The organism is Thermomonas sp. (assembly GCF_047606765.1).
In the GTDB taxonomy this organism is placed as follows: domain Bacteria; phylum Pseudomonadota; class Gammaproteobacteria; order Xanthomonadales; family Xanthomonadaceae; genus Thermomonas.
The window spans coordinates 1-21,721 of sequence record NZ_JASGED010000058.1; the positions used below are offsets into that span (position 1 = coordinate 1).

Here is a 21,721-nt window from a genome sequence, read left to right on the forward strand (position 1 = left end):
CGCGCCCCGCCACGGGCGGGCGCTGCGCCGCCGGCGACGCCGGCGCGGTGGGTGGGAAATCGGGTGACGGAACGGAGGTCGCGGACGACTCGGGCTTCGGCCTGCTCGGCGGCGAGGTCGCGTTCCTGTCCGCCATCCTGATCGTCATCGACGTGACGCTCGCCGGCTTGTTCTGGGCGATGGGCGGGCAGGACGACGTGATCGGCCGCCTTATCAAGAAGGTGCTCTACGTCGGCGCCTTCGCCTTCATCATCGGCAACTTCAATTCGTTGGCCGGCATCCTGTTCCGTTCGTTCGCCGGGCTCGGCCTGATGGCGTCGGGATCGACGATCAGCGAGGCCGAGTTCCTGCAGCCGGGGCGACTGGCGAAGGTCGGCGTCGATGCCGGACAGCCCATTCTCGACCAGATCGGCCAGCTGTCGGGCTTCCCCGAGGTGATGGACAACCTCGACCCGATTGCGGTGTTGGCGTTGGCGTGGCTGGTGGTCGTGGTCAGCTTCTTCGTGCTGGCGGTGCAGCTGTTCGTCACGTTGATCGAATTCAAGCTGACGACGCTCGCCGGCTTCGTGCTGGTGCCGTTCGCGCTCTGGAACAAGACCGCGTTCCTGGCCGAGAAGGTGCTCGGCAGCGTCGTCTCCTCGGGGATCAAGGTGCTGGTGCTGGCGGTGATCGTCGGCATCGGGTCGGGCCTGTTCGCAGAATTTCAAATGGTGCCTGCCGAGCCGACCATCGACCACGCATTGACGGTGATGCTGGCCTCGATGGCGCTGCTCGCGCTCGGGATCTTCGGACCGGGGATCGCGACCGGCCTGGTCTCCGGTGCACCCCAGCTCGGCGCCGGTGCGATGGCCGGGACTGCGCTCGGCGTGGCTGGCACCGCTGCCGCCGTGGGCGCTGCCGCCGGCGCAGCAGCCGGCGGTAGCGGTGTCAACGCCGCCGGGAAGGCCGCGCCCGCGTGGGCGACACGACTCAAGCACCGGCTGGCCCATCTGGGCGCGACCGTCGCGCACACCTTGCGCAGTGGCGATAGCGGCGGTGGCGGCGGGCCGGGTCCGCGCGTGCGCGATCCGTCGAACGATTGAAGGAGAGAGGCATGCGATTCAAGCGACCGCAGGTACGGTTTGCCGAGACGCCGGCGCCGGTCACGCCATACCAGGCGGCCGGCCTGGAGTGGGACCGGCGCATCGGCGAGCCACGCGTACAGGCCAGGAACTGGCGGCTAATGGCGTTCGGTTGCCTCGGGCTGGCGATTGGCATGGCCGGCGGACTGGTCTGGCGCTCGGCGCAATCGACCGTCGCCCCGTATGTGGTGGAGGTGGACGGGAGCGGCGAGGTGCGCGCCGTCGCCGCCGTGGCGAGCCAGTACGAGCCGACCGACGCGCAGCTCGCGCACCACCTGTCGCGCTTCATCGAGCAGGTCCGCTCGCTGTCCATCGACCCGGTGGTGGTGCGGCAGAACTGGCTCGGCGCCTACGGCTACACCACTGACCGCGGCGCATCCGTGCTCAATGACTACGCGCGGGCGAACGATCCGTTCGCGCGCGTCGGCCGCGAGTCGGTGACGGTGCAGGTGACCAGCGTGGTGCGCGCCAGCGAATCGTCCTTCCAGGTCCGCTGGACCGAACGGCGCTATGTCAACGGCGCGCCGGCGGGCACCCAGCGCTGGACCGCGGTGCTGTCCTACGTGCTGCAGACGCCGCGCACCGAGAAGCAGCTGCGCCGCAATCCCCTGGGCATCTACGTCAACGGCCTGTCGTGGAGTCGCGAACTCGACGCGGGTGAAGGAGGAAACACACCATGAAAATCGTCCTATCCCTGTTGACCGCCGCCGCGTTGGCCGCGGGATCGGGCTGCGCATCGTCGGGCAAGCCGGCGCCGAGCGTGGCGCTTGACGCGCCGGTGCTCGTGACACCGCTGCCCGAACCGCCGGCGCCGGTGCGGCCAGTCGCCGTACCTGAGCCGCTGCCGTTGCCGGCACAGCTCAAGCCATCGCCGGAGCAGGCACCGAAACCGGAACCGGCGGATGCCGCCGTGCGGGTATCGCGGGCGAACGCCGAGGCGCGGGTGACGCCCTCGCGCGACGGGTTCGTCAACGCGATCCAGGTGTGGCCGTATGCCGACGGCGCGCTGTACCAGGTCTATGCCAGTCCGGGTCGCGTCACCGCGATCGTACTGCAGCCGGGCGAGGAACTGGCGACGGTAGCGGCGGGCGATACCGCCCGCTGGATCGTCGGCGATACCTCCAGCGGGCAAGGCGCCGACCGGCGCGTCAGCGTGCTGGTCAAACCGCGCCGCGCCGGGCTGACGACCAATGCCGTCATCACCACCAACCGCCGGACCTATCTGCTGGAGCTGACCTCCACCGAGCGGACGTGGATGGCCTCGGCGTCCTGGGAATATCCGCAGGACGAACTGCTGGCGCTGCAGCGGCAGGCCCGCGAGGCGCAGGCGACGGCCCCCGTGGCCTCGGGCCTGTCGCTGGAGAACCTGCGCTTCCGCTATGCGATCCACGGCGACGCTGCGCCGTGGAAGCCGCTGCGCGCCTTCGACGACGGGCAGAAGGTCTATATCGAGTTTCCGGCGGGGATCGCGCAGGGCGAACTGCCGCCGCTGTTCGTGATCGGCGCGCAGGGCGACGGCCAGCTGGTGAACTATCGCTTCCGCGCGCCGTACTACATCGTCGATCGGCTGTTCGGCGCGGCGGAACTGCGGCTGGGCGGCAAGAAGGGCACCGTGGTGCGCATCGAGCGCACCGACGGCGTGCGGAGCGGGTCGTGAGCGCGCCGGCGCCCGCCGGGCCTGCGAAAGCGCCGCCCGAGCAGATGACGTTGCGCGCGGCCCCACGCCCGGTCACGCGCCTGAATCGGCGTGTACTAATCGTGTTGTGCGGCGGGCTGGCCGCAGCGGTCTGCATCGCGCTGTTGTGGTCGCTACAGCCGCATCGCCGCGAGCGCGCGACGCCGGACACCAGCTACAACACCGAGCGCATCACCCCCGCCGAGAACCTGGAGCAGCTGCCGAGCGACTACGCGCAACTGCCGCCGAAGGCGGAACCGCCGACGCTGGGACCGCCGCTGCCGGGCGACCTCGGACCGGCGATGCTGCGGGCGCAGGGCGAAGCGCCGCCCATGTCGCCGGAGAATGCCGCCCTGCTTCGCGAGCAGGAAGCCACGGAAGCGGCCGGCTCGCCGGTGTTCTTCCAGACCGGCAAGCACGGACCAACGGAAACGGCCACCGCGCCGTCGCCGCCCGCGGCGATGCCGCCGACGGCGGACATGGGCGCGCTGCTAACGGGGCTTGCGCCGCCCGCGATGGCGTCGCCGGCGGCGGATGCCGCCACGATGCAGAACGCGCAGGCACAGAAGGAGGCGTTCCTCGCGAACGCCGGCCCGGCACCGACCCGCAGCGCCGGCGCATTGCAGCAGCCGGCCTCGCCGTATCAGGTCATGGCCGGGACGGTGATCTCCGCGGCGCTGGTGACAGGGCTGCGTTCCGACTTGCCCGGCGACGCTATCGCGACCGTGACCGAGCCGGTTTACGACACCGCGACCGGGCAGCACGTGCTGATCCCGCAGGGATCGCGCCTGCTCGGGCGCTACAACAGCCAGATCAGCCTCGGCCAGGATCGCGTGCAGGTGGTCTGGAACCGGGTGATCCAGCCGGACACGTCCTCGTTCGATCTGGACGGTCTGGTCGGCGCCGATGCCGCCGGCTTCGCCGGGCTGCAGGACGGCGTGGACCGGCACTGGGGCCGGCTACTCGCCGGCGCCGCGCTGACGACGCTGCTGGGCGTCGGCGCCGAATTGGCGGCGCCGGAGAACCGTACCGACGGCAATCGCATCGTCATCGCCGGCCGCGACAGCGTGCAGGACTCGATCAACCAGGTCGGCCAGGAGCTGACCCGCCGCAACTTGAACGTGCAGCCGACGCTGACGGTCCGGCCCGGAACGCCGGTCCGCGTGATCGTCAACCGCGACCTGGTGCTGCGCCCCTATCAGCCGATGTTTTTCAACCGGGACGAGTTGCCATGAACGCACCGAACGCCAAGCTGCGGCTCGGGCCACTGCCCAAGACCGAGACCGTGCGCTACTCGTTCAACTGCACCAAGGCGCTGCAGGCCGACCTCGAACGCTACGCGGCCCTGCATGCACAGATCTACGGCGAGCCGGTCGATGCACCGACACTGGTGCCGCACATGCTGGAAGCCTTCATGGCGCGGGACCGCGCCTTCAAGCGGAGGGGGGGCGTCGCATGGCCCGCAACGCGGCGGCTAGGCTACCGGCACCCACATTCGACCTAGCGGACGAACCCACGGCCTATCCGCTGCCCGTAACCGGCTATCTTCGTCTGCACCAGATCATCGGTCGACCGGCGCATCGCGGGAAGCCAGCGGTGCCGGCAATCATTCCCGTGTCGCGCTCGACTTGGTGGGCGGGAGTGAAATCCGGCCGTTACCCTCAGCCCATTCGTACACTCGGGCCTAACATCACCGTGTGGCGGGTGGAGGAAGTGCTGGCGCTAGTCGAACAACATGACAGATCGTTGCCAAATACAGGGTAATAAACCTATGCAGGTCGCCTGCGCTGCAGCTGGTTGTTACGGCTCGCCCAATAGTCGACGTAAATTATTTCGGATTGTCACGGCAACCTCATTTGGTGGAATATTATGCAGTTGTCCGAGAGCCGTCACGGCGATGATCGCGTCCGATGGCCTAGAGGGACGTTCGCCGGTTTTGGTGAATGGGCCATCGGTCTCAGTGAGGATTCTGTCCAGCGGAATAGTTGAAACCATCTCGCGATGGCGCTCATTGTCCAACATGGCAGAATTGATCGAGAAGTAGCAACCCATCTCAATGGCGCGTCGTGATTCGCTTTTAGTGCCAGTGAACCAATGCAGCACTACTTTTCCACGGTCGGCAGGAAGATGAGCTTCGATATGATCAAGAACGGCCTTTGCTGCCCGAACGCTATGCACCGTAATGACTTTGTTTCCGGCTTTCGCGCATTCGCGTAGAACGTGGCCGAAGACCTTTCTCTGCAGATCGAACGAACGGTAATAGCGTGGCCCAGCATCTAGGCCCACCTCGCCGATATAACGCGTTTCTGGGAGATGTGCATCCCATAAAGGCAATTCGTGGAACCGCTCCGCGACCAATTGGGGATGCAGCCCGAGTGCCGCGCGTACATAACGCGTGGCCTTGGTCAGCTCGAGATTGCGTTGCCATGCTTTCGGGGTGGTCGTTACCGCTAGGGTGAAGACACCAGCCGCTTCTGCTTCGAGAATGGCCGCCTCGTGATCGGGATACAGATCAAGATGACAGTGAAAGTCCACAAGACCATTGAGCGCGATCATAGGTGCATCACTGTCAGACCGGTTTTGTCTCGACGCCATCGATTAAGCGCGCGACTTCATCGAGGCCACGCCGATAGACGCCGGCCAGTTGGTCCAGCCTTGGCATCTCATCGGTGAGCGGGCCCGGCTTGTGGATGAGGAGCCTCGCAAGGCTTGGTTGTGCCCGCATTCGTTCGATGGCGAACTGGAACGAACGAACTTGCTGGCCGATCGATTCGCGCGTGTCCAGTACTTGTGCGTGAAGGTCGGGGACGGTGTAAATCGTGGCGTCAACACCACTCCCCCAAGCAGCATCGAGGGCAGCACGGCGGATCAAACACGGCAGGCAGTATCCACAATGTTCGATGCCACGTCCCTTCCACCTGCCATTGGAGGGATGCGCGCAGGACAGAGATTCAGCAGTAAGGTCAGAGAGAATGTCCTGATTGGCGCACTCGGCAACCATCTCTCCTTTCGTTTTGTTCCAATACGGATTCTCGATCGAAGCATCGATCCCCACTTCCCTGAGTAGATCGTTCCATCTGGCTATATAGAAGGGATGCGTGGTTCTCGTACTGTTGGATCCGAGCCTCAGCGGATCGAGAGGAACGTTAAGCGCAATGAGGCCGTTTTCCGGAACTCGTAACGTAAATCTGGAGCCCAAGCCCGTCCCAGCGAACACACCAAGTGCGAAGAACAGGAATGACCGGCCCCGCGTGCTGTTCTCGATAGATACGCCTTTCACAAGTCGCGTGCTGAAGGCCATCCAGACACGTAGTCGGTCGAATGCAGACTTCTTGTAGTGCCTCTTTAGCTGATCAAACAGCTGGTTCTGCGCATCGCTAGTCGCGCCGTCCCCAGCATGACTGACCAAGAGGGGTGTCATTCCGGATTCAAGGAGATCGATGGCTCCGACGAGACTATCCAACCCGCCGGAGAACAAACTAACAGTATCGAAAGGCGGTGGAAGGAGCGTGGCGGGTGATGTGATGATGCTGTTGAACTTGCGAGGTCTGGCTCGAAAGCCCACGGTCCAGCGATCACCAGTCAAGAAGTTCAACGCCTGGACCAGTGTTCCACTCGCCGCGTGCCAGCGAGCCGGGTCGCTGACAGGAACCACCAATCTGATCTCGCGTGTCCAGGAATCTTGCGATTGTTCTGAGCGCGATATCCGCGTATCGGCCGCATGAACATGGGCAGCAAGAATCAATAGGTCGACACCCATCTCAGAGGGGGTCACGTCGAGGCGCTTTAAGCTAGTCAATGCGCCGCCCATCCCGTGGTCCAGCATCCTGTCGCCGGCAACAAGGTCCAAACGCGTAACTTGTTCATCGTCGGCGCTTTGAACGGGGGAGCGGTCGCCGGGGCCGAAGCGGCCAACGATTACGTGCCTTTTCATTGATCCGCCTCCGCATCGCCTAGGGCTTGGAGAATTGCGAAGGAGCGTTCGTAAACTGTATCGACGAACGACTGGATACGATCTTGGGTGAGATTGGGAGTCGTCGCACGCACTTCAGACAAAGCGTCACTGACGCCGTTCCGAATGAAATCGCGCAGTTGCTTCTGGACTTGGAGCGCAGCTCGGGCATCGGCTGGGACGGTTATCGCCTTGGTGCCGATGTCGTTACACAATCTCGCCTCGATCGCATGAGTCGCATAAAGCTCGAACACGGTTTGCATCTGGTCGGGCGTCAAGGCATCAAGATCGGTGATCCCCACGGTCGTCAGCTCGATGATGGTCTCGACAAAAGCTTCGCGTGCGATCCCCTCATCGACCGTCCCTGCACCCGGACAGATGTATTCGGCCAAGCCAACGAATACCTGGTCGATAGGTTGGCCGGCAAGGTTCTCCAGATTGAGCGTCTTCAGGGCTTCCCGAACACCGCGTGCCTGTGCATCCGAGAGGAAACTGAGCAGCCTAGTGCCGGCACTTCTGGATGCCCCCATGCGTTGGGCGGCCTTTCTTGCGCCCCCCGATGCGGTTGAGACATAACGTGAGACTGCGCGCCCCAAATTGACCCGGTCACTACCGCCAGAGTTCGCAAACCGGGTGAAACTGGTTCGTGCGCCCGTGAATCGGCCGGGATCAGCGGGTGCGGGCAAAGGGGGGCGGCGAGGCGGGCCAGGTGGAGGTGGTGGGCCATCACCGCCGGTGCCATTGCCATCCGGGACGGGTGGATTACTGTCGCCACCGCCCGAACCAAGCCAGGAAGGAATCAGGGGCGTGCCGCCGCTGGGACCACCGTATGCTGTAGAGGTTCCCATCAGCGATTCTTCCCTGATGTCTTGCTGGTGCCTTCCGCGGCTGCTTTCAGCATCGGGTTGTTCGTGACTTTGGCCCAGCCCGCCAACAATTGATCGAACCGATTCCTGGCGTCGGATTCTTTGAGAATCGACTGCCACCCTCCAACCACCCAAGGTCCGCACCGGCTGCTGGGTAAGGCTTCAAGGAAATCCAGTAGCTTGCCCTGCAAGCTTGGCTGCGCTTTGATCAAGACAATCAGCCCGTCGATTCCCGCAGGCTGGGTGTCGAAGGTATCGCCACTCATGATCTTGGCGCGCACCGCCTCGAACAGCTTCTCGGCTTCAGGCTGTGCGAGCAACCTCAGTTCTGGTTCCAGCGCTTGCACTGATAGCTTCGCACCCAGCAGCTTTTCTGCGACCACGGCAAGATGGCCAAGTACGGATGCGGGTCCGAAGTAGTCTTTCTTGTCCTTGGTGGCAAACAGATAGGGGCGAAGATCAACTTCGGCGAGTGAAGGCTGCACGTTCGCCCACGCCAGGATTGCCGGCGACGATTTCCATTCTGCTAGAACAACGCTTTCCGGTGCCGTGGCCGGCGCCTTCGATCCCTTCCCTTCGTCCGTCGATTTGGATTTCGTGCTGGAGCTCGTTGCACCAGCGTCAACCTTTGTCAGGGATTTTTCCAGCAGTGCTAGATCCTCGCAGTGGCCCTTGGCATGAGTTACGGCCACAGTAGCAATCTGATCGAACAAGCTTGGAATAAAGCGTTCAGCAAGCATCAGCTTGGCCAGTATTGGTAGTTTGATCTCGTCGCCAAAGCCCCGTGCATCCGCGGTGCGCTGACGCAACAGGAGTGCATTCAGGAAGCGCTTGATCTGTCGCGGATTTCCTTTTGCGCCGCTTGCCAGCGTGGGCCCTATCTGATCGCTTAGCATCAACGCGTTATGCGCCTTCTTTGCATTGTCACCCAATGTCTTGTTCACGATTGCATTGTCCAGCGGCTCGCTGGCCCACGGCCGTTTCAACCGCTCGCGGGCAACCTTGATGAGTTCGTTGTAGCCGTCGTCGCTTTCCCCGACTTCCGCGCCGGCCAACAGCAAGGTGACGTAGATACGTGTTTCGGCTTCACCCAATGACGGAATTCGAAACGGAACTTGGATGAGCTTCTCAAGATAGTTTCTCGCGTAGTCACGCGGACCGGTGGTTTCCGGCAAATCGGGGAAGTGCTTGCGCACGGCGTATTCGATCATGGCCTCGTCGGCCGCGACTACGAAGGCGGTTCGTGCGGTGAATACGAACAGGCGTATTGCCTCGAGCGTCTCGATGGCAGTGTCCGGCAGACACCGATCGAGGTCATCTATCAGCACAACCAACTGTTCGACGCCAGCTTCCTTCAGGAGCTTATCGAACGCCTTGCGGAATTCCTCGACTTCCTCCGGTACGTTCTTGGTATCCGCCGGCTTCAATACCGACTTCACGCCATCGATGACATCGGTGATGTTCTCGCGTGTCGCGAGTTTCCCGGGATCAGCGATTATTCCTTCGAGTGCTCGGACGATGCCGTTTATCTGTTCAGGCGTGGGGATTCCGGTGAACGTCGTCAAGGCCAAGCCACCGGCCTTCTTTGCGACTTTCAGCCAGTCGATGCGCTTGAACACATCCTTGACAGCGGTGCCAGCCTTGGTCAGTGCAGGGCGTTTCTCGACTAGCCCTGTGACGATGCCTTCGATGAGGGCGATCTTGGCGTCTTCAAAGCCTTGGAAGCGCCAACCGTTGAACTTGAGGCACAGCACCTTATCGTTGCCGTCGAAGCCGGCTTCGATCATTTCCAGAACGCTGGACTTGCCTGCTCCCCAGTCGCCATGAACGCCGATCGTGACGGGGCGATCGGGACGCTCTTGAAGCAAGCCAATGATGGTGGTGGCGATCGCCTCGTTATTCAGCAGATCGACCTTGGTTTCATTGTCGGCCAGGATCATGTGTTCCCCCCCCCGCATCCCCGTAGCTGCCTTCATCTTACATCGTTATATTAAGCGATGGATTCGTTCCCTGATGAGGGACGGATTTGCCATTCGTTATAAGGACAGTTATATTTTACGTTCATAACGTTCCCTGAAGGGGCGCGAATTGACCACACAACATGACTATGCCCCCACCAAGACGCTGGGGCCGCGCGCGGCACAGCTGTTCACCGAGCTCTATGAGCGAGGCCGGTCGACTTTCACCTTGTCCGATGTCGAAGCCATTACCGGTCTGTCAACGGGCTCGGCGCGCAGCTTGGTCCACAAGGCTCAGCAGCGTGGCTTGGTCACCCGGCTCAAACCCGGGCTATACAACCTTGTGCCTTTCGAGCTGGGCCGTGCTACCGAACATATCGATAATCCCTACTTGATCGCGCGCGAGCTGGCTGGGACGGCTGTCTATTTCCTGTCTCATGCCACGGCGCTCGAATTGCACCGGATGACGACGCAGCCCAACTTCACCATCTATACGTCTTGCACCCGACGCGTCCGACCCCAGACCGTGGGCGGCTACGACTTTCGGTTCATCCATATCAACGACGCACAGAATTTCGGGGTGACCAAGCATTGGGTCGATAAGGAGCGCTTCGTGATGATCAGCGACATGGAACGCACCATCATCGATGGTCTGCGGCATCCGGCCTACGCCGGCGGCATTACCGAGATCGCGAAAGGCCTGTGGATGAAGCGCGATACCATCCAGGTTGACCGGCTGGTGGACTATGCGTTGAGAATCGACGTAGGCGCCGTATTTAGACGACTTGGATTTCTGCTGGAACAATACAAGCTTGCAGATGCCGACCAGTTGGAAACATTACGCGCCAAACTGACAGCCACCTACCAGCGGCTGGACCCGATGATGCCGTCGGAAGGCAAGTTCGTTTCGCGTTGGAGGCTTCAACTCAACATCACGCCAGAAGAGTTCGATGCCGTGAGGTTGGGCTGATGATCCCTCAACGCAGCATCTCCAGAATCGCCAACACATTGACCACTGCGGGCGGACGACGCATTCCAGAGTCGGTCATTGAGCGCGACTACGTCTTGGCCTGGTTCCTCACCGGATTGGCGGTTCATCCCTTGCGTGAAGTCATGGTCTTCAAAGGTGGAACCGCGCTGCGACGCTGCTGGTTCGAAGATTACCGTTTTTCCGAGGACCTGGATTTCACGCTGAGTCAGCCGATCACGCTCCAGGAGATTCTTGCAGGCTTCGCTGAGATCTTTGCCTCGATCGAAACGGCGTCTGGGTTGCGTATCGCTTTCGATCGAGAGGATCGGCACGGTCACCAGAACAGTCACACCTTCTATCTGCGTTACCAGGGGCCGCTGCCAGCCTCCAACGATGTCAAAGTCGACGTCACTATCAATGAAGTGCTGTGCTTCCCATTGCAAGAGCGGCCCGTGTTGCGTATCTATGAGGCGTTCGATGATCTGCCCGAGACGGGGACGGTACGGGTCTACGCGATCGAGGAAATTGTTGTCGAAAAGCTCGTTGCACTAAGCGACCGTGCGCGTAATGAACCCCGCGATCTTTATGATCTCTGGTACCTGCTTGGATCATCCGACTTGCGCTTGGACGAACTGCGTGCAGAACTGGACGCGAAGCTTGCCTTCAGGCAGCGGACGGCTGTTGGCTTGGAACAAGCAGTCGCTGGCAAAGAAGATCGCTTGCGACGACTTTGGTCAGGGCGGCTCACACATCAGATGAGCCAGCTGCCTGCGTTCGATAATGTCTTCCGTGAAGTGCAACGGACGATTCGTGCTGCTGGCCTTCCAAGGCCGTAGCGTCAATGGCTGACTGCTATGGCCGCGATCTGTTTGCTGCCGTGCGGGCCGAAAAGGGATGCATATGAAGTGGATCGCGTTAATCTTTGTACTCGTGGCGCTGGTCATCATCGCCGGCACGGGATGGATCTACTTCAATGCACTCGGCAAGCCGTTCGCTGCAATCACCATCGATGATTGGACTTCGTTTGGCACCTACTTCGGTGGGACCGCTGGCCCGCTACTGGCGTTTCTTACGGTCGCTGGGCTGGTGCTTACGCTGCTGATGCAGAATCACCAGCTCGAACAGGTCGCTCAAGGCGATCTCAAAGACAAGCACGTGCGGATGTTGATCGAGATCGGGCGCGATCTGGAAGCAATGGAGGCACAGCACCTAACATCCGATGTAACCTTGGGCGACGTGCTGAATGGCGCGAGTTCCCTGCCTAGTTCCGGCGAGCAGGTCTTTCGGACGACCCTGCAGAGCTATGTCAAGGTGCTGGGCTACTTCGCTCAAGGCGTTGAGCTGTACCGAGACAACATCTCGCCGTACTTCGATTGCCGCGCTTTCGAGCAGCGCGGCCTGCGGTTACTGGCACGCGTCGAGCCGTATGTGCATTACCTTGGGCAGATGGGAGGTCCTGGCCTCGCGATCATGCGTGGACACTTGGAGAACACGCTTGTAAAGCGCCCTTCGGGCTAAGATGATTGCGAAAGAAGATGGCCGACGCCTGCCGAGCAAACCGATGTCCGTGCCGCTGATGCCGCTTCCGGCTTCGCATCAGTCCAGGCTCCCGAAAAGTGAGTCGGATCGCGTACCCCGACTTCTTCGTTTTGTCCTAGAATTCCCGGTATATCAGCTAGGTGCGCCAGCTTTTCGGTAGGTGGTGGGCCAAAAACGCATAGCAGCAACCTGCCGAAATCGCAGGTTTTGCGATGCCCGCCGCTACAATCGTTCAGGTCGCTCCAATGCATCGCCCGAACGCATGGCCATCAAGAAATCCGAGCTTTACGCCCATCTCTGGGCCGCCTGCGACGAACTGCGCGGCGGCATGGACGCCAGCCAGTACAAGGACTATGTGCTGGTGCTGCTGTTCATCAAGTACGTCAGCGACAAATACGCCGGGCAGCGTTACGCGCCCATCACCATCCCGCCGGGCGCCAGCTTCAGGGACATGGTTGCGCTGAAGGGCAAGGCCGACATTGGCGACCAGATCAACAAGAAGATCACCCACCCGCTGGCCACCGCCAACAAGCTGGCGGACATGCCGGACTTCAACGACCACGGCAAGCTCGGCACCGGCAAGGAAATGGTGGAGAGGCTCACCAACCTGATCGCCATCTTCGAGAACCCCGATCTGGATTTCTCCAAGAACCGCGCCGATGGCGACGACATCCTCGGCGACGCCTACGAATACCTGATGCGCCACTTCGCCACGGAAAGCGGCAAGAGCAAGGGCCAGTTCTACACCCCTGCCGAAGTCAGCCGCATCCTTGCTGCCGTGATCGGCATTGGCAGCGCCAAGACCAGTGCAGCCACCACCGTGTACGACCCGACCTGCGGTTCCGGCAGCCTGTTGCTGAAGGTCGGCGATGCCGCGCCTACGCCAGTCACCTTGTACGGGCAGGAAAAGGACGCAGCCACCAGTGGTCTGGCGCGCATGAACATGATCCTGCACGACAACCCGACCGCGCTGGTCGCCCAGGGCAACACCATCGTCAATCCGAAGTTTCTGGAAGGCGACAAACTCAAGACCTTCGACTTTGTGGTCGCCAATCCGCCTTTCAGCGACAAGCGCTGGGGCACTGGCCTCTCGCTACACGACCCCTTCGACCGCTTTTCCACCTTCGGCGTACCCCCGGCCAAGCAGGGCGACTATGCCTACTTGCTGCACATCGTCCGCAGCCTGAAATCCACCGGCAAGGGCGCATGCATCCTGCCGCATGGCGTGCTGTTCCGCGGCAATGCCGAGGCCGACATCCGCCGCAACCTGATCCGCCACGGTTACATCAAGGGCATCATCGGCCTGCCGGCCAACCTGTTCTACGGCACCGGCATCCCGGCCTGCATCGTGGTCATCGACAAGGAACATGCCAAAGCGCGCAAGGGTATCTTCATGGTCGATGCCTCGCAGGGCTTCATCAAGGACGGCCCCAAGAACCGGCTGCGCGAGCGGGACATCCATCGCATCGTGGACGTGTTTACCAACATGCAGGACGTGGATGGTTATGCACGGATGGTCGGGTTCGACGAAATCGAGAAGAAGAACGACTACAACCTCAACCTGCCGCGCAACATCGACAGTTCCCAGGCCGAGGACATTCAGGACATCGCCGGCCACCTGCACGGCGGGATTCCGCAGGCCGATGTGGACGCCCTGCGCGACTACTGGAAGGTGTGCCCGAAATTGAAGGCGGCGCTGTTCCAGCCGTTGCGGGATGGCTATTTGCAACTGGCGGTGGAGAAGAATGCGATCAAGCCTGCCATCTTCCAGCACCCGCAGTTCACCGCGTACCGCAAGAAGATGGACGCCCACTACACAGCGTGGCGCGATGCAGTGACGCCCACGCTCAAGGCCTTGAAGCCGGGCTTCCACCCCAAGCAGGAGGGGCGCACGCTTTCCGAAAGCCTGCTGCACCACTACCAGGGCCAGCCCCTGCTGGATGCCTATGCGGTCTATCAGCACCTGATGGATTACTGGGCGGACACCATGCAGGACGATGCTTACCTGATTTCCGCCGATGGCTGGGTGGCAAAACCGGAACGCATCATCGAGAAGAACAAGAAGGGGCAGGAAAAGGACAAGGGCTGGGCCTGCGACCTGATTCCCAAGCGCTACATCGTGGCCCGCTACTTCGCCGCGCAGCAGCAAGCCGTGGATGCCACCGCCGCCAAACTGGAAGCCGCCAGCAGCGCCGTGGCCGAATTCGAGGAAGAACACGGCGGCGAGGACATGGCGCTTGCCGGCTTCGACAAGATCAACGCCGCGCAGGTCAAAGATCGCATCCGGGAAATCGGCAAGGACACGGAGGCCGCCGACGAGTTGGCCGTGCTGAAAAAGTGGTTAGAACTATCAGCCGAAGAAGCCGCACTGAAAAAGCAGCTCAAGGAGCAGGAAGCCGACCTGGACAAGGTGGCCTATGAGAAATACCCGCAACTCACCACGGATGAAATCAAGACGCTGGTGGTAGAAGACAAATGGCTGGCTGCGATGCAGTCGGCCATCGCAGGGGAAGTGGAGCGCGTTTCGCAAGCCCTCACCGCCCGCGTGCGTGAACTGGCGCTTCGCTACGAATCACCACTGCCGGTGCTGATGGATGAAGTGGCGGCGCTGTCGGCCAAGGTGAGCGAACACCTGCACCGGATGGGGGTGGCACCGTGAGCGAGCAACCCCAGGGCGAAATCCTGTTTTATCCACGCGAGGATGGCGCGCTGGCGTTGCAGGTGCGGCTGGATGGCGAGATGGTTTGGCTGACGCAAGCGCAGATGGCCGACCTCTTCCAGACCACGCCGCAGAACATCACCTTGCACTTGAAGGCCATCTACGCCGAAGGCGAACTGGACGAGGCGGCAACTTGTAAGGATTACTTACAAGTTCGCCAAGAGGGAACAAGACGGGTCAGCCGCGCCCTGCATCACTACAACCTGGAAGCCATCATCGCCGTAGGCTACCGGGTGAAATCCGGGCGCGGCACGCAATTCCGGCGTTGGGCAACGGAAATCCTGAGCGAATACGCCCGCAAGGGCTTTGCCATGGACGATGCCCGCCTGAAGAACCTGGGCGGCGGCAACTACTGGAAGGAACTGCTCGCCCGCATTCGCGACATCCGTTCCAGCGAGAAGGTGCTGTACCGGCAGGTGCTGGACTTGTACGCCACCAGCGTGGACTACGACCCCCGCAGCGAGGTCAGCACACTGTTCTTCAAAACCGTGCAGAACAAACTGCACTACGCCGCGCACGGTCACACCGCCGCCGAGGTTATTGCCGCGCGTGCCGATGCGGGCAAGCCATTTATGGGTCTGCTGTCATTCGCTGGCGACAAGCCGACCAAGGCCGATATTCCAGTGGCAAAGAACTATCTGGAAGCAAGTGAGCTGCGCCGCTTGAACACACTGGTTTCCGCCTACTTTGACGCTGCCGAGTTCCGTGCAGAAAACCACGAACCCACCTATATGAAGGATTGGCTGGCGCATCTGGATACGCTCATTGTGGCAATGGGCGGCAAGAAGCTGGACGGCGCGGGCAAGGTGAGTCACCAGCAGGCCATCGAAAGGGCTGAATCCGAATACGCCAAATACCGTTCGCAGCAGGACGCACTGCCCTCAAAGGTAGAGGCCGCTTATCTGGAAACGGTGAAACAGGCGCAGCGCAAGCTGGAAGGCAAGCCATGAAGCCGGGCTACAAGCAAACCGAAGTGGGGGTGATTCCTGAGGATTGGGAAGTTCACTCGCTCGGTGACTTGAATCCTTTTGTCACCAGTGGTTCGCGTGGTTGGGCTGAGTTCTATGCCGATCACGGTGACTTGTTTGTGCGAATCACGAACATGTCGCGGGAGTCAATTTATCTCGATCTTGCGGATTCCAAGTTCGTTCGTATTCCGCCAGATTCAAGTGAAGGCGTGCGAACGCAGCTACGAGAGAGCGATGTTCTGATTTCAATCACCGCGGATATCGGCATCACGAGCTACGTCGATGCGACCGTTCCTTTGCCCGCATACATCAATCAGCACATCGCTTTGGTACGGCTCAATCCTGCGCGGGCAAACGGGAAATTTGTCAGCTACTTTCTGGCGGCGGATGCAGCGCAACGAAACTTTCGTGCGACAACCGATAATGGCGCGAAGGCTGGCATGAGCTTGGGTGGTGTTGCCAAAATCCAAGCGGCACTGCCACCACTCTCCGAACAATCCGCCATCGCCACCGCCTTGAGCGATGTGGATGCGCTGTTGTCCGGCCTTGACAAGCTCATCGCCAAGAAGCGCGACCTCAAGCAGGCGGCGATGCAGCAACTGCTCACCGGCAAGACCCGGCTACCGGGGTTTGCGGGACAGTGGGAAGTGAAGCGGTTGGGGGATGTTGGAGAATGCTTGCGTGGCGTTTCTTACAACGGTGACGCAGATTTGTTCCTGCATGACACAGAAATTACGAAGCGACTGCTTCGCTCGAACAATGTCCAAGATGCCGTGGTGGTGACGAGCGACGTTCAATTCGTGAACGCTGATCGTGTTGCAGACCATCAGATACTGAAAGAAGGCGACGTGCTTATTTGCATGGCGAACGGAAGCAGGGCATTGGTTGGCAAGGCTGGCTACTTCAGTGTTGCTGATGGTTTCGATTACACATTCGGCGCATTCATGGGGGTCTTTCGTTCAGTGAAAGGCTTGGCCAAAAAGCGCTTCGTTTTCTATCTGTTCCAGACAGGAAAATATCGCCAATACATCGCAAATCTTCTTGCTGGTTCAAGCATTAATAACCTTACGCCTTCGAGCATTGAATCGCTCGAATTCGAGTTGCCGCCCATCGAAGAACAAGCCGCGATTGCGGAGGTTTTGAGCGATACGGACGCCGAACTCGCCGCGCTGGAACAGCGACGCGAAAAGACCCGCCTGCTCAAGCAAGGCATGATGCACGAACTGCTGACTGGCAGGACGCGATTGGTGCAGCCTGCATCCAACGTCGTTCCCTTCAAAAAGTCGGAAGTCAAACCCGTCGAGCGCAAAGCCAACGTCCATTTCCGACGCAGCGTGTTCGCTGCGGAAATCGTCGAGCGCCTGCATGCCGAGCCGACTTTCGGTCACGTCAAGTTCCAGAAACTTATCTATCTGGCCGAGCACATGTGCAAAGTGAATATCGACGCGCACTATCACCGTGACGCCGCCGGCCCTTACGACAATCGCGCGCTGCGCTCCATCGACAGCCAGATGGAGAAGAGCAAATGGTTCAAGGCGCAGAAGGTCGATAAGCGATATCAGTACGTCCCCCTAGAGAAGCGCGGCGACCACAAACAATACTTCGATCGCTATTTCGCCGACTCAATTTCGGCCTTCGATAAGGTCATCGACGCCTTCAAGAGCGCCAAGTCCGAACAGTGCGAAATCGTTGCTACCTTGTACGAAGCATGGCGTGACCTGCTGGCGAAGAACGCCGACACCAGTGACGATTCCATCGTTGACCAAGTGCTCAACCACTGGCATGACAACAAGCGGAAAATTGAAGAAGAGCGCTGGCGCAAGGCATTGGAATGGATGCGCGCAATGGGCTTTGTACCGCAGGGTTGCCAATAGACATGTCCAAGCGTGCCTACCAGCCGCCGTTCACCCCCACCAGCGAAATCATCTCGCTGGTGGCGCGCATCGCCGAGCAGATTGGCCGTCTCAGCGCACAGGCGAACTACGGCATGGATTTGCGCCTGCGCCGCATCAACCGCATTCGCTCGATCACCGGATCACTGGCCATCGAGGGCAATTCCCTCAGTGAAGAGCAGATCACCGGCATCCTCGAAGGCAAGACCGTGCTGGCTCCGCCCCGTGAATTGCAGGAAGCGCGCAATGCGCTGGCCGTTTACGAACACCTGTCAAAGTGGAAGGGAAGCAGCGAGCGCGATCTGCTGGTTGCGCACAAGCAACTGATGCGCGGTTTGCTTGATCATCCCGGCACCTATCGCACCAGCGGCATCGGCGTGATGGCCGGAACGCGGGTGGTGCACATGGCTCCACCCGCCAACCGCGTGCCTCGACTGATGGGTCAATTGTTCGATTGGCTCAAGAGCACCCGGGAGCATCCGCTGATTGCCAGCTCCGTGTTCCACTACGAGTTCGAGTTCATCCATCCGTTCGCCGATGGCAACGGGCGCATGGGGCGGCTGTGGCAAACCCTTATCCTCAGCGAGTGGCAGCCCGCCTTTGCGTGGTTGCCGGTGGAAAGCTTGGTGCACCAGCGGCAAGACAGGTACTACAGGGCGATCAACGACAGTACCGCCGCATCGGACTGCGCCCCCTTCGTGCACTTCATGCTTGATCGAATCCATGATGCCGTGTCGAAGGCGAGTGGCAGGAAGACAGGGAAAGCGATAGGGAAAACGACAGGGAAGAAGCCGCTCGGTACGCCGGAAGCAATCCTGAAGCTGCTGGGCAAGCGCCCGGCCCTGACCGTCCCGGAGTTGGCCGCCGAGTTGGGCAAGGCGGAAATCACGATCCATCGCGCCATCCGTATCCTGCGTGAATCCGGGCGACTGGAGCGCGTGGGCCCGGACAAGGGGGGCAAATGGCGAGTGCTGTGAACGGCGATTACCCGGGAAAACCCGAACGCATCACCCAGAACCGCGTGGCCGCGCTATTCCGCGACCAACTTGGCTATGCGCATCTGGGCGACTGGTCGGATCGGGACAACAGCAACGTCGAGGATGGTTTGCTGAAGGCGTACCTGGCCGAGGCCGGCTATCGGCCGGAACACATCAGCCAGGCCATTCACAAGCTCAATACCGAAGCCAACCACCCGCAGCGCGAGCTGTACGAGAACAACCGGGCCGTTTATCAGATGCTGCGCTACCCCGTGCAGGTCAAGGCCGTTGGCGACGCCGAATACCAGAACGTCGAGCTCATCAACTGGAAGCAGCCGGAAAAGAACCACTTCGCCATTGCAGAAGAAGTCACCCTGATCGGCAATGCCGAGCGCAGGCCGGACATCGTGCTGTACGTCAACGGCATTGCCATCGGCGTAATCGAACTCAAGCGCAGTTCGGTCGGCATCGGCGAGGGCATCCGCCAATTGCTCTCCAACCAGAAGGAACAGTTCAACCAGTGGTTCTTCAGCACGGTACAGATCCTGTTCGCGGGGAACGATGCGCAGGGCCTGCAATATGGCGCCATCGGCACGCCGGAGAAGTTCTACCTGACATGGAAGGAAGACGAAGCCGACAACAGCGGCTACAAGCTGGACAAGTACCTGCTGAAGATGTGCGCAAAATCGCGCCTGATCGAACTGCTGCACGACTTCATCCTGTTCGACGGCGGCATCAAGAAATTGCCGCGCGTCCACCAGTATTTCGGCATCAAGGCCGCACAAGAGCATGTGCGGCGCAAGCAGGGCGGCATCATCTGGCACACGCAGGGTGCGGGCAAATCCATCCTGATGGTGCTGCTGGCGAGGTGGATTCTGGAAAACAATCCGGCGGCCCGCGTTGCGGTCATCACCGACCGCGACGAGCTGGACAAGCAGATCGAGCAGGTCTTCCGCGCCGCCGGTGAAACCGTGCACCGCAGCAGCAGCGGGCGCGACCTGATGGCGCAACTGGCGCAACCTTCGCCGCGTCTGCTGTGCTCATTGGTGCACAAGTTCGGTCAAGGCAAGGGTTTGAGCGACGGCGACTTCGATGCCTTCATCAAGGAACTGGAAGGCCAGCCCGGCAAGGCCGTGGGCGATGTGTACGTGTTCGTGGACGAATGCCACCGCACCCAGGGCGGGCGGCTGAACAAGGTGATGAAGGCGCTGATGCCCAATGCGGTATTCATCGGTTTCACCGGCACGCCGCTGTTGAAGAAGGACGTTGCCACCAGTCTGGAAGTGTTCGGCAGCTACATCCACACCTACAAGTTCAGCGAGGCGGTGGAAGACAAGGTTGTGCTCGATCTGGTGTACGAGGCGCGAGACATCGACCAGGAACTCGGCTCGCAGGAAAAGATCGACCAGTGGTTCGAGGCCAAGACCAAGGGACTGAACGACTGGCAGAAGAAGGAGCTGATGAAGAAGTGGGGCACGATGCAGAACGTGCTGTCCTCGCGCTCGCGCATGGACAGGGTGGTCAGCGACATCGTGTTCGATTTCGGCACCAAGCCGCGCCTGTCCAGCGAGCGCGGCAATGCCATGCTGGTGGCGGGCAGCATCTTTGAAGCCTGCAAGTATTTCGAGCTGTTCCAGAAGACGGCGTTCAAGGGAAAGTGCGCGGTCATCACCAGCTACAACCCGCAGGCCGGAGATGTTTCCAGGGAGGAAGTCGGCGCAAATACGGAGACCGACAAGCAGTTCGTCTACAACACTTACACGGAACTGCTGAAGGACGTTGTCGCGCAGCCTGGCAAGAGCAAGACCGAAACCTTTGAGGACAAGGCCAAGGAGCGGTTCATCAACTCCCCCGCCAGCATGAAGCTGCTGATCGTGGTGGACAAACTGCTCACCGGCTTCGATGCGCCTTCCTGCAGTTACCTCTATATCGACAAGAAGATGCAGGATCACGGCCTGTTCCAGGCCATCTGTCGCACCAATCGGCTGGATGGCGAGGACAAGGAGTTCGGTTACATCGTCGATTACAAGGACTTGTTCAAGAAAGTCGAGAAGGCCATTGCCGTGTACTCGTCCGAACTGGACACCAGTTCTGGCGGTGCAAGCCCGGACGTGATGATGAAATCCCGCCTGGATACCGGAAAGGAACGGCTGGATGCCGCGCTGGAGGCGTTGTCCCTGCTGCTGGAAAAGGTGGAGCCACCCAAGGGCGAGTTGCAATACATCCATTACTTCTGCGGCAATACCGAAATCCCCGGCGATCTGAAGGAACACGAGCCGCAGCGCGTGGCCTTCTACGTGGCCGTTGTCAATTTGCTGCGTGCCTATGGCGCGATCGCAGACGAACTGGACGTTGCTGGATACAGCCCGGAGCGGCAGAAGGACATCGCCGAAACCATGGAGCGTAACGTCAAGCTGCGCGAGATCATTCGATTGGCTTCCGGGGAAACCCTCGATCTCAAGCCGTATGAGGCCGACATGCGTCACTTGATCGACAGCTACATCAAGGCCGACGAGCCAAGGAATATTTCCGAGTTCGAGAGCATCGGCTTGCTGGACTTGATCGTGCGATCCGGTATTGCCGATGCCATCGCCAGGAAGCTAAGCGCAGTGCAGGATCGTGAATCGGTGGCCGAAACCATCGAAAACAATGTGCGCAGCAAGATCGTCAAAGATCACCTCACCGACCCGGCTTATTTCGCGCGCATGTCGGCGTTGCTGGATGAAATCATCAGGAAGCGACGCGAGCAGGCGCTGGGCTACGAGGAGTACCTGAAGGAAATCCAGGCGCTTGCCGTCCGGATGCAGGAAGGCAAGGCCAGTGACACGCCGCAGGCATTGGATACCCACGGCAAGCGGGCGCTGTTCAACAATCTTTGTGCCAAGGGTGTGGCGGATTCCGATGCCAAGCCGCTGGAATTGGCGCTGAAGATCGACGAGGCCATCAAGCGCGTTCGACCCAATGCGTGGCGTGGCCACTTGCCCCGTGAAAACATCATCAAGCAGGCGTTGTGGGACATCCTGCAAGACGATGCCGAGGTCGAGCGCATGTTCCAGATCATCGTGGCGCAGCCGGAGTATTGAG

16 protein-coding genes and 1 pseudogene are annotated in these 21,721 nt (G+C 60.6%); 13 read left to right on the forward strand and 4 right to left on the reverse strand.

All coding sequences use genetic code 11. The features are described 5' to 3' along the window. Window positions 1–47: 47 nt before the first annotated feature. The 5 genes and pseudogenes from trbL to QM612_RS05305 form a co-directional block, all read left to right on the forward strand. Window positions 48–1,046: pseudogene (trbL, locus tag QM612_RS05285) on the forward strand (P-type conjugative transfer protein TrbL); the annotation flags it as partial. Between the two features lie 47 nt (window positions 1,047–1,093). Beyond that, window positions 1,094–1,801, forward strand: a complete 708-nt coding sequence (trbF, locus tag QM612_RS05290; protein WP_415252851.1) for a conjugal transfer protein TrbF — start codon at window positions 1,094–1,096, stop codon at window positions 1,799–1,801. Further along, entirely contained in the window at window positions 1,798–2,778 is a 981-nt protein-coding gene (gene trbG, locus QM612_RS05295; protein WP_415252852.1) for a P-type conjugative transfer protein TrbG, read from the forward strand. Before trbF ends, trbG begins: the two co-directional genes overlap by 4 nt. Before the next feature lie 44 nt (window positions 2,779–2,822). Next, window positions 2,823–4,031, forward strand: coding sequence for a TrbI/VirB10 family protein (locus QM612_RS05300; protein WP_415252899.1), 1,209 nt, complete (start codon window positions 2,823–2,825; stop codon window positions 4,029–4,031). Beyond that, on the forward strand, window positions 4,028–4,300 hold the full coding sequence (locus tag QM612_RS05305; RefSeq protein WP_415252853.1) for a DUF2274 domain-containing protein: 273 nt from the start codon (window positions 4,028–4,030) through the stop codon (window positions 4,298–4,300). The genes QM612_RS05300 and QM612_RS05305 overlap by 4 nt, the downstream gene beginning before the upstream one ends. Before the next feature lie 296 nt (window positions 4,301–4,596). Here QM612_RS05305 and qatD read toward each other — a convergent pair whose 3' ends face one another. Genes qatD through qatA form a run of 4 tightly spaced genes read right to left on the reverse strand, consistent with a single transcriptional unit; the run spans window position 4,597 to window position 9,554 of the window. Continuing rightward, the gene (gene qatD, locus QM612_RS05310) at window positions 4,597–5,352 is read right to left on the reverse strand and encodes a Qat anti-phage system TatD family nuclease QatD (protein WP_415252854.1); all 756 of its coding nucleotides are present in this window, start codon (window positions 5,350–5,352) and stop codon (window positions 4,597–4,599) included. Window positions 5,353–5,365: 13 nt separating this feature from the next. Further along, on the reverse strand, window positions 5,366–6,730 hold the full coding sequence (gene qatC / locus QM612_RS05315) for a Qat anti-phage system QueC-like protein QatC (RefSeq protein ID WP_415252855.1): 1,365 nt from the start codon (window positions 6,728–6,730) through the stop codon (window positions 5,366–5,368). Next, entirely contained in the window at window positions 6,727–7,596 is an 870-nt protein-coding gene (gene qatB, locus QM612_RS05320; protein WP_415252856.1) for a Qat anti-phage system associated protein QatB, read from the reverse strand. Before qatB ends, qatC begins: the two co-directional genes overlap by 4 nt. Continuing rightward, window positions 7,596–9,554, reverse strand: coding sequence for a Qat anti-phage system ATPase QatA (gene qatA / locus QM612_RS05325; RefSeq protein ID WP_415252857.1), 1,959 nt, complete (start codon window positions 9,552–9,554; stop codon window positions 7,596–7,598). The genes qatB and qatA overlap by 1 nt, the downstream gene beginning before the upstream one ends. A gap of 148 nt (window positions 9,555–9,702) precedes the next feature. On the opposite strand from qatA, the gene QM612_RS05330 reads away from it, so the two are divergent. The 8 genes from QM612_RS05330 to QM612_RS05365 all read left to right on the forward strand — a co-directional run bounded on the left by QM612_RS05330 (window position 9,703) and on the right by QM612_RS05365 (window position 21,720). Beyond that, window positions 9,703–10,542: a type IV toxin-antitoxin system AbiEi family antitoxin domain-containing protein gene (locus tag QM612_RS05330; protein ID WP_415252858.1), complete on the forward strand. Its 840-nt coding sequence runs from the start codon at window positions 9,703–9,705 to the stop codon at window positions 10,540–10,542. Further along, entirely contained in the window at window positions 10,542–11,378 is an 837-nt protein-coding gene (locus QM612_RS05335) for a nucleotidyl transferase AbiEii/AbiGii toxin family protein (protein ID WP_415252859.1), read from the forward strand. The genes QM612_RS05330 and QM612_RS05335 overlap by 1 nt, the downstream gene beginning before the upstream one ends. A gap of 64 nt (window positions 11,379–11,442) precedes the next feature. Then, a complete protein-coding gene (locus tag QM612_RS05340; RefSeq protein WP_415252860.1) occupies window positions 11,443–12,060 on the forward strand; it encodes a hypothetical protein in 618 nt (205 codons plus the stop codon). Between the two features lie 283 nt (window positions 12,061–12,343). Beyond that, a complete protein-coding gene (locus QM612_RS05345; protein ID WP_415252861.1) occupies window positions 12,344–14,740 on the forward strand; it encodes an N-6 DNA methylase in 2,397 nt (798 codons plus the stop codon). Then, on the forward strand, window positions 14,737–15,750 hold the full coding sequence (locus tag QM612_RS05350) for a virulence RhuM family protein (RefSeq protein ID WP_415252862.1): 1,014 nt from the start codon (window positions 14,737–14,739) through the stop codon (window positions 15,748–15,750). Before QM612_RS05345 ends, QM612_RS05350 begins: the two co-directional genes overlap by 4 nt. Continuing rightward, the gene (locus QM612_RS05355) at window positions 15,747–17,642 is read left to right on the forward strand and encodes a restriction endonuclease subunit S (protein WP_415252863.1); all 1,896 of its coding nucleotides are present in this window, start codon (window positions 15,747–15,749) and stop codon (window positions 17,640–17,642) included. Before QM612_RS05350 ends, QM612_RS05355 begins: the two co-directional genes overlap by 4 nt. Next, window positions 17,600–18,637 (forward strand): Fic family protein, encoded by a 1,038-nt coding sequence (locus QM612_RS05360; RefSeq protein ID WP_415252864.1) that lies wholly within the window; start codon window positions 17,600–17,602, stop codon window positions 18,635–18,637. Before QM612_RS05355 ends, QM612_RS05360 begins: the two co-directional genes overlap by 43 nt. Further along, a complete protein-coding gene (locus tag QM612_RS05365; RefSeq protein ID WP_415252865.1) occupies window positions 18,622–21,720 on the forward strand; it encodes a type I restriction endonuclease subunit R in 3,099 nt (1,032 codons plus the stop codon). Before QM612_RS05360 ends, QM612_RS05365 begins: the two co-directional genes overlap by 16 nt. Window position 21,721 lies beyond the last annotated feature (1 nt).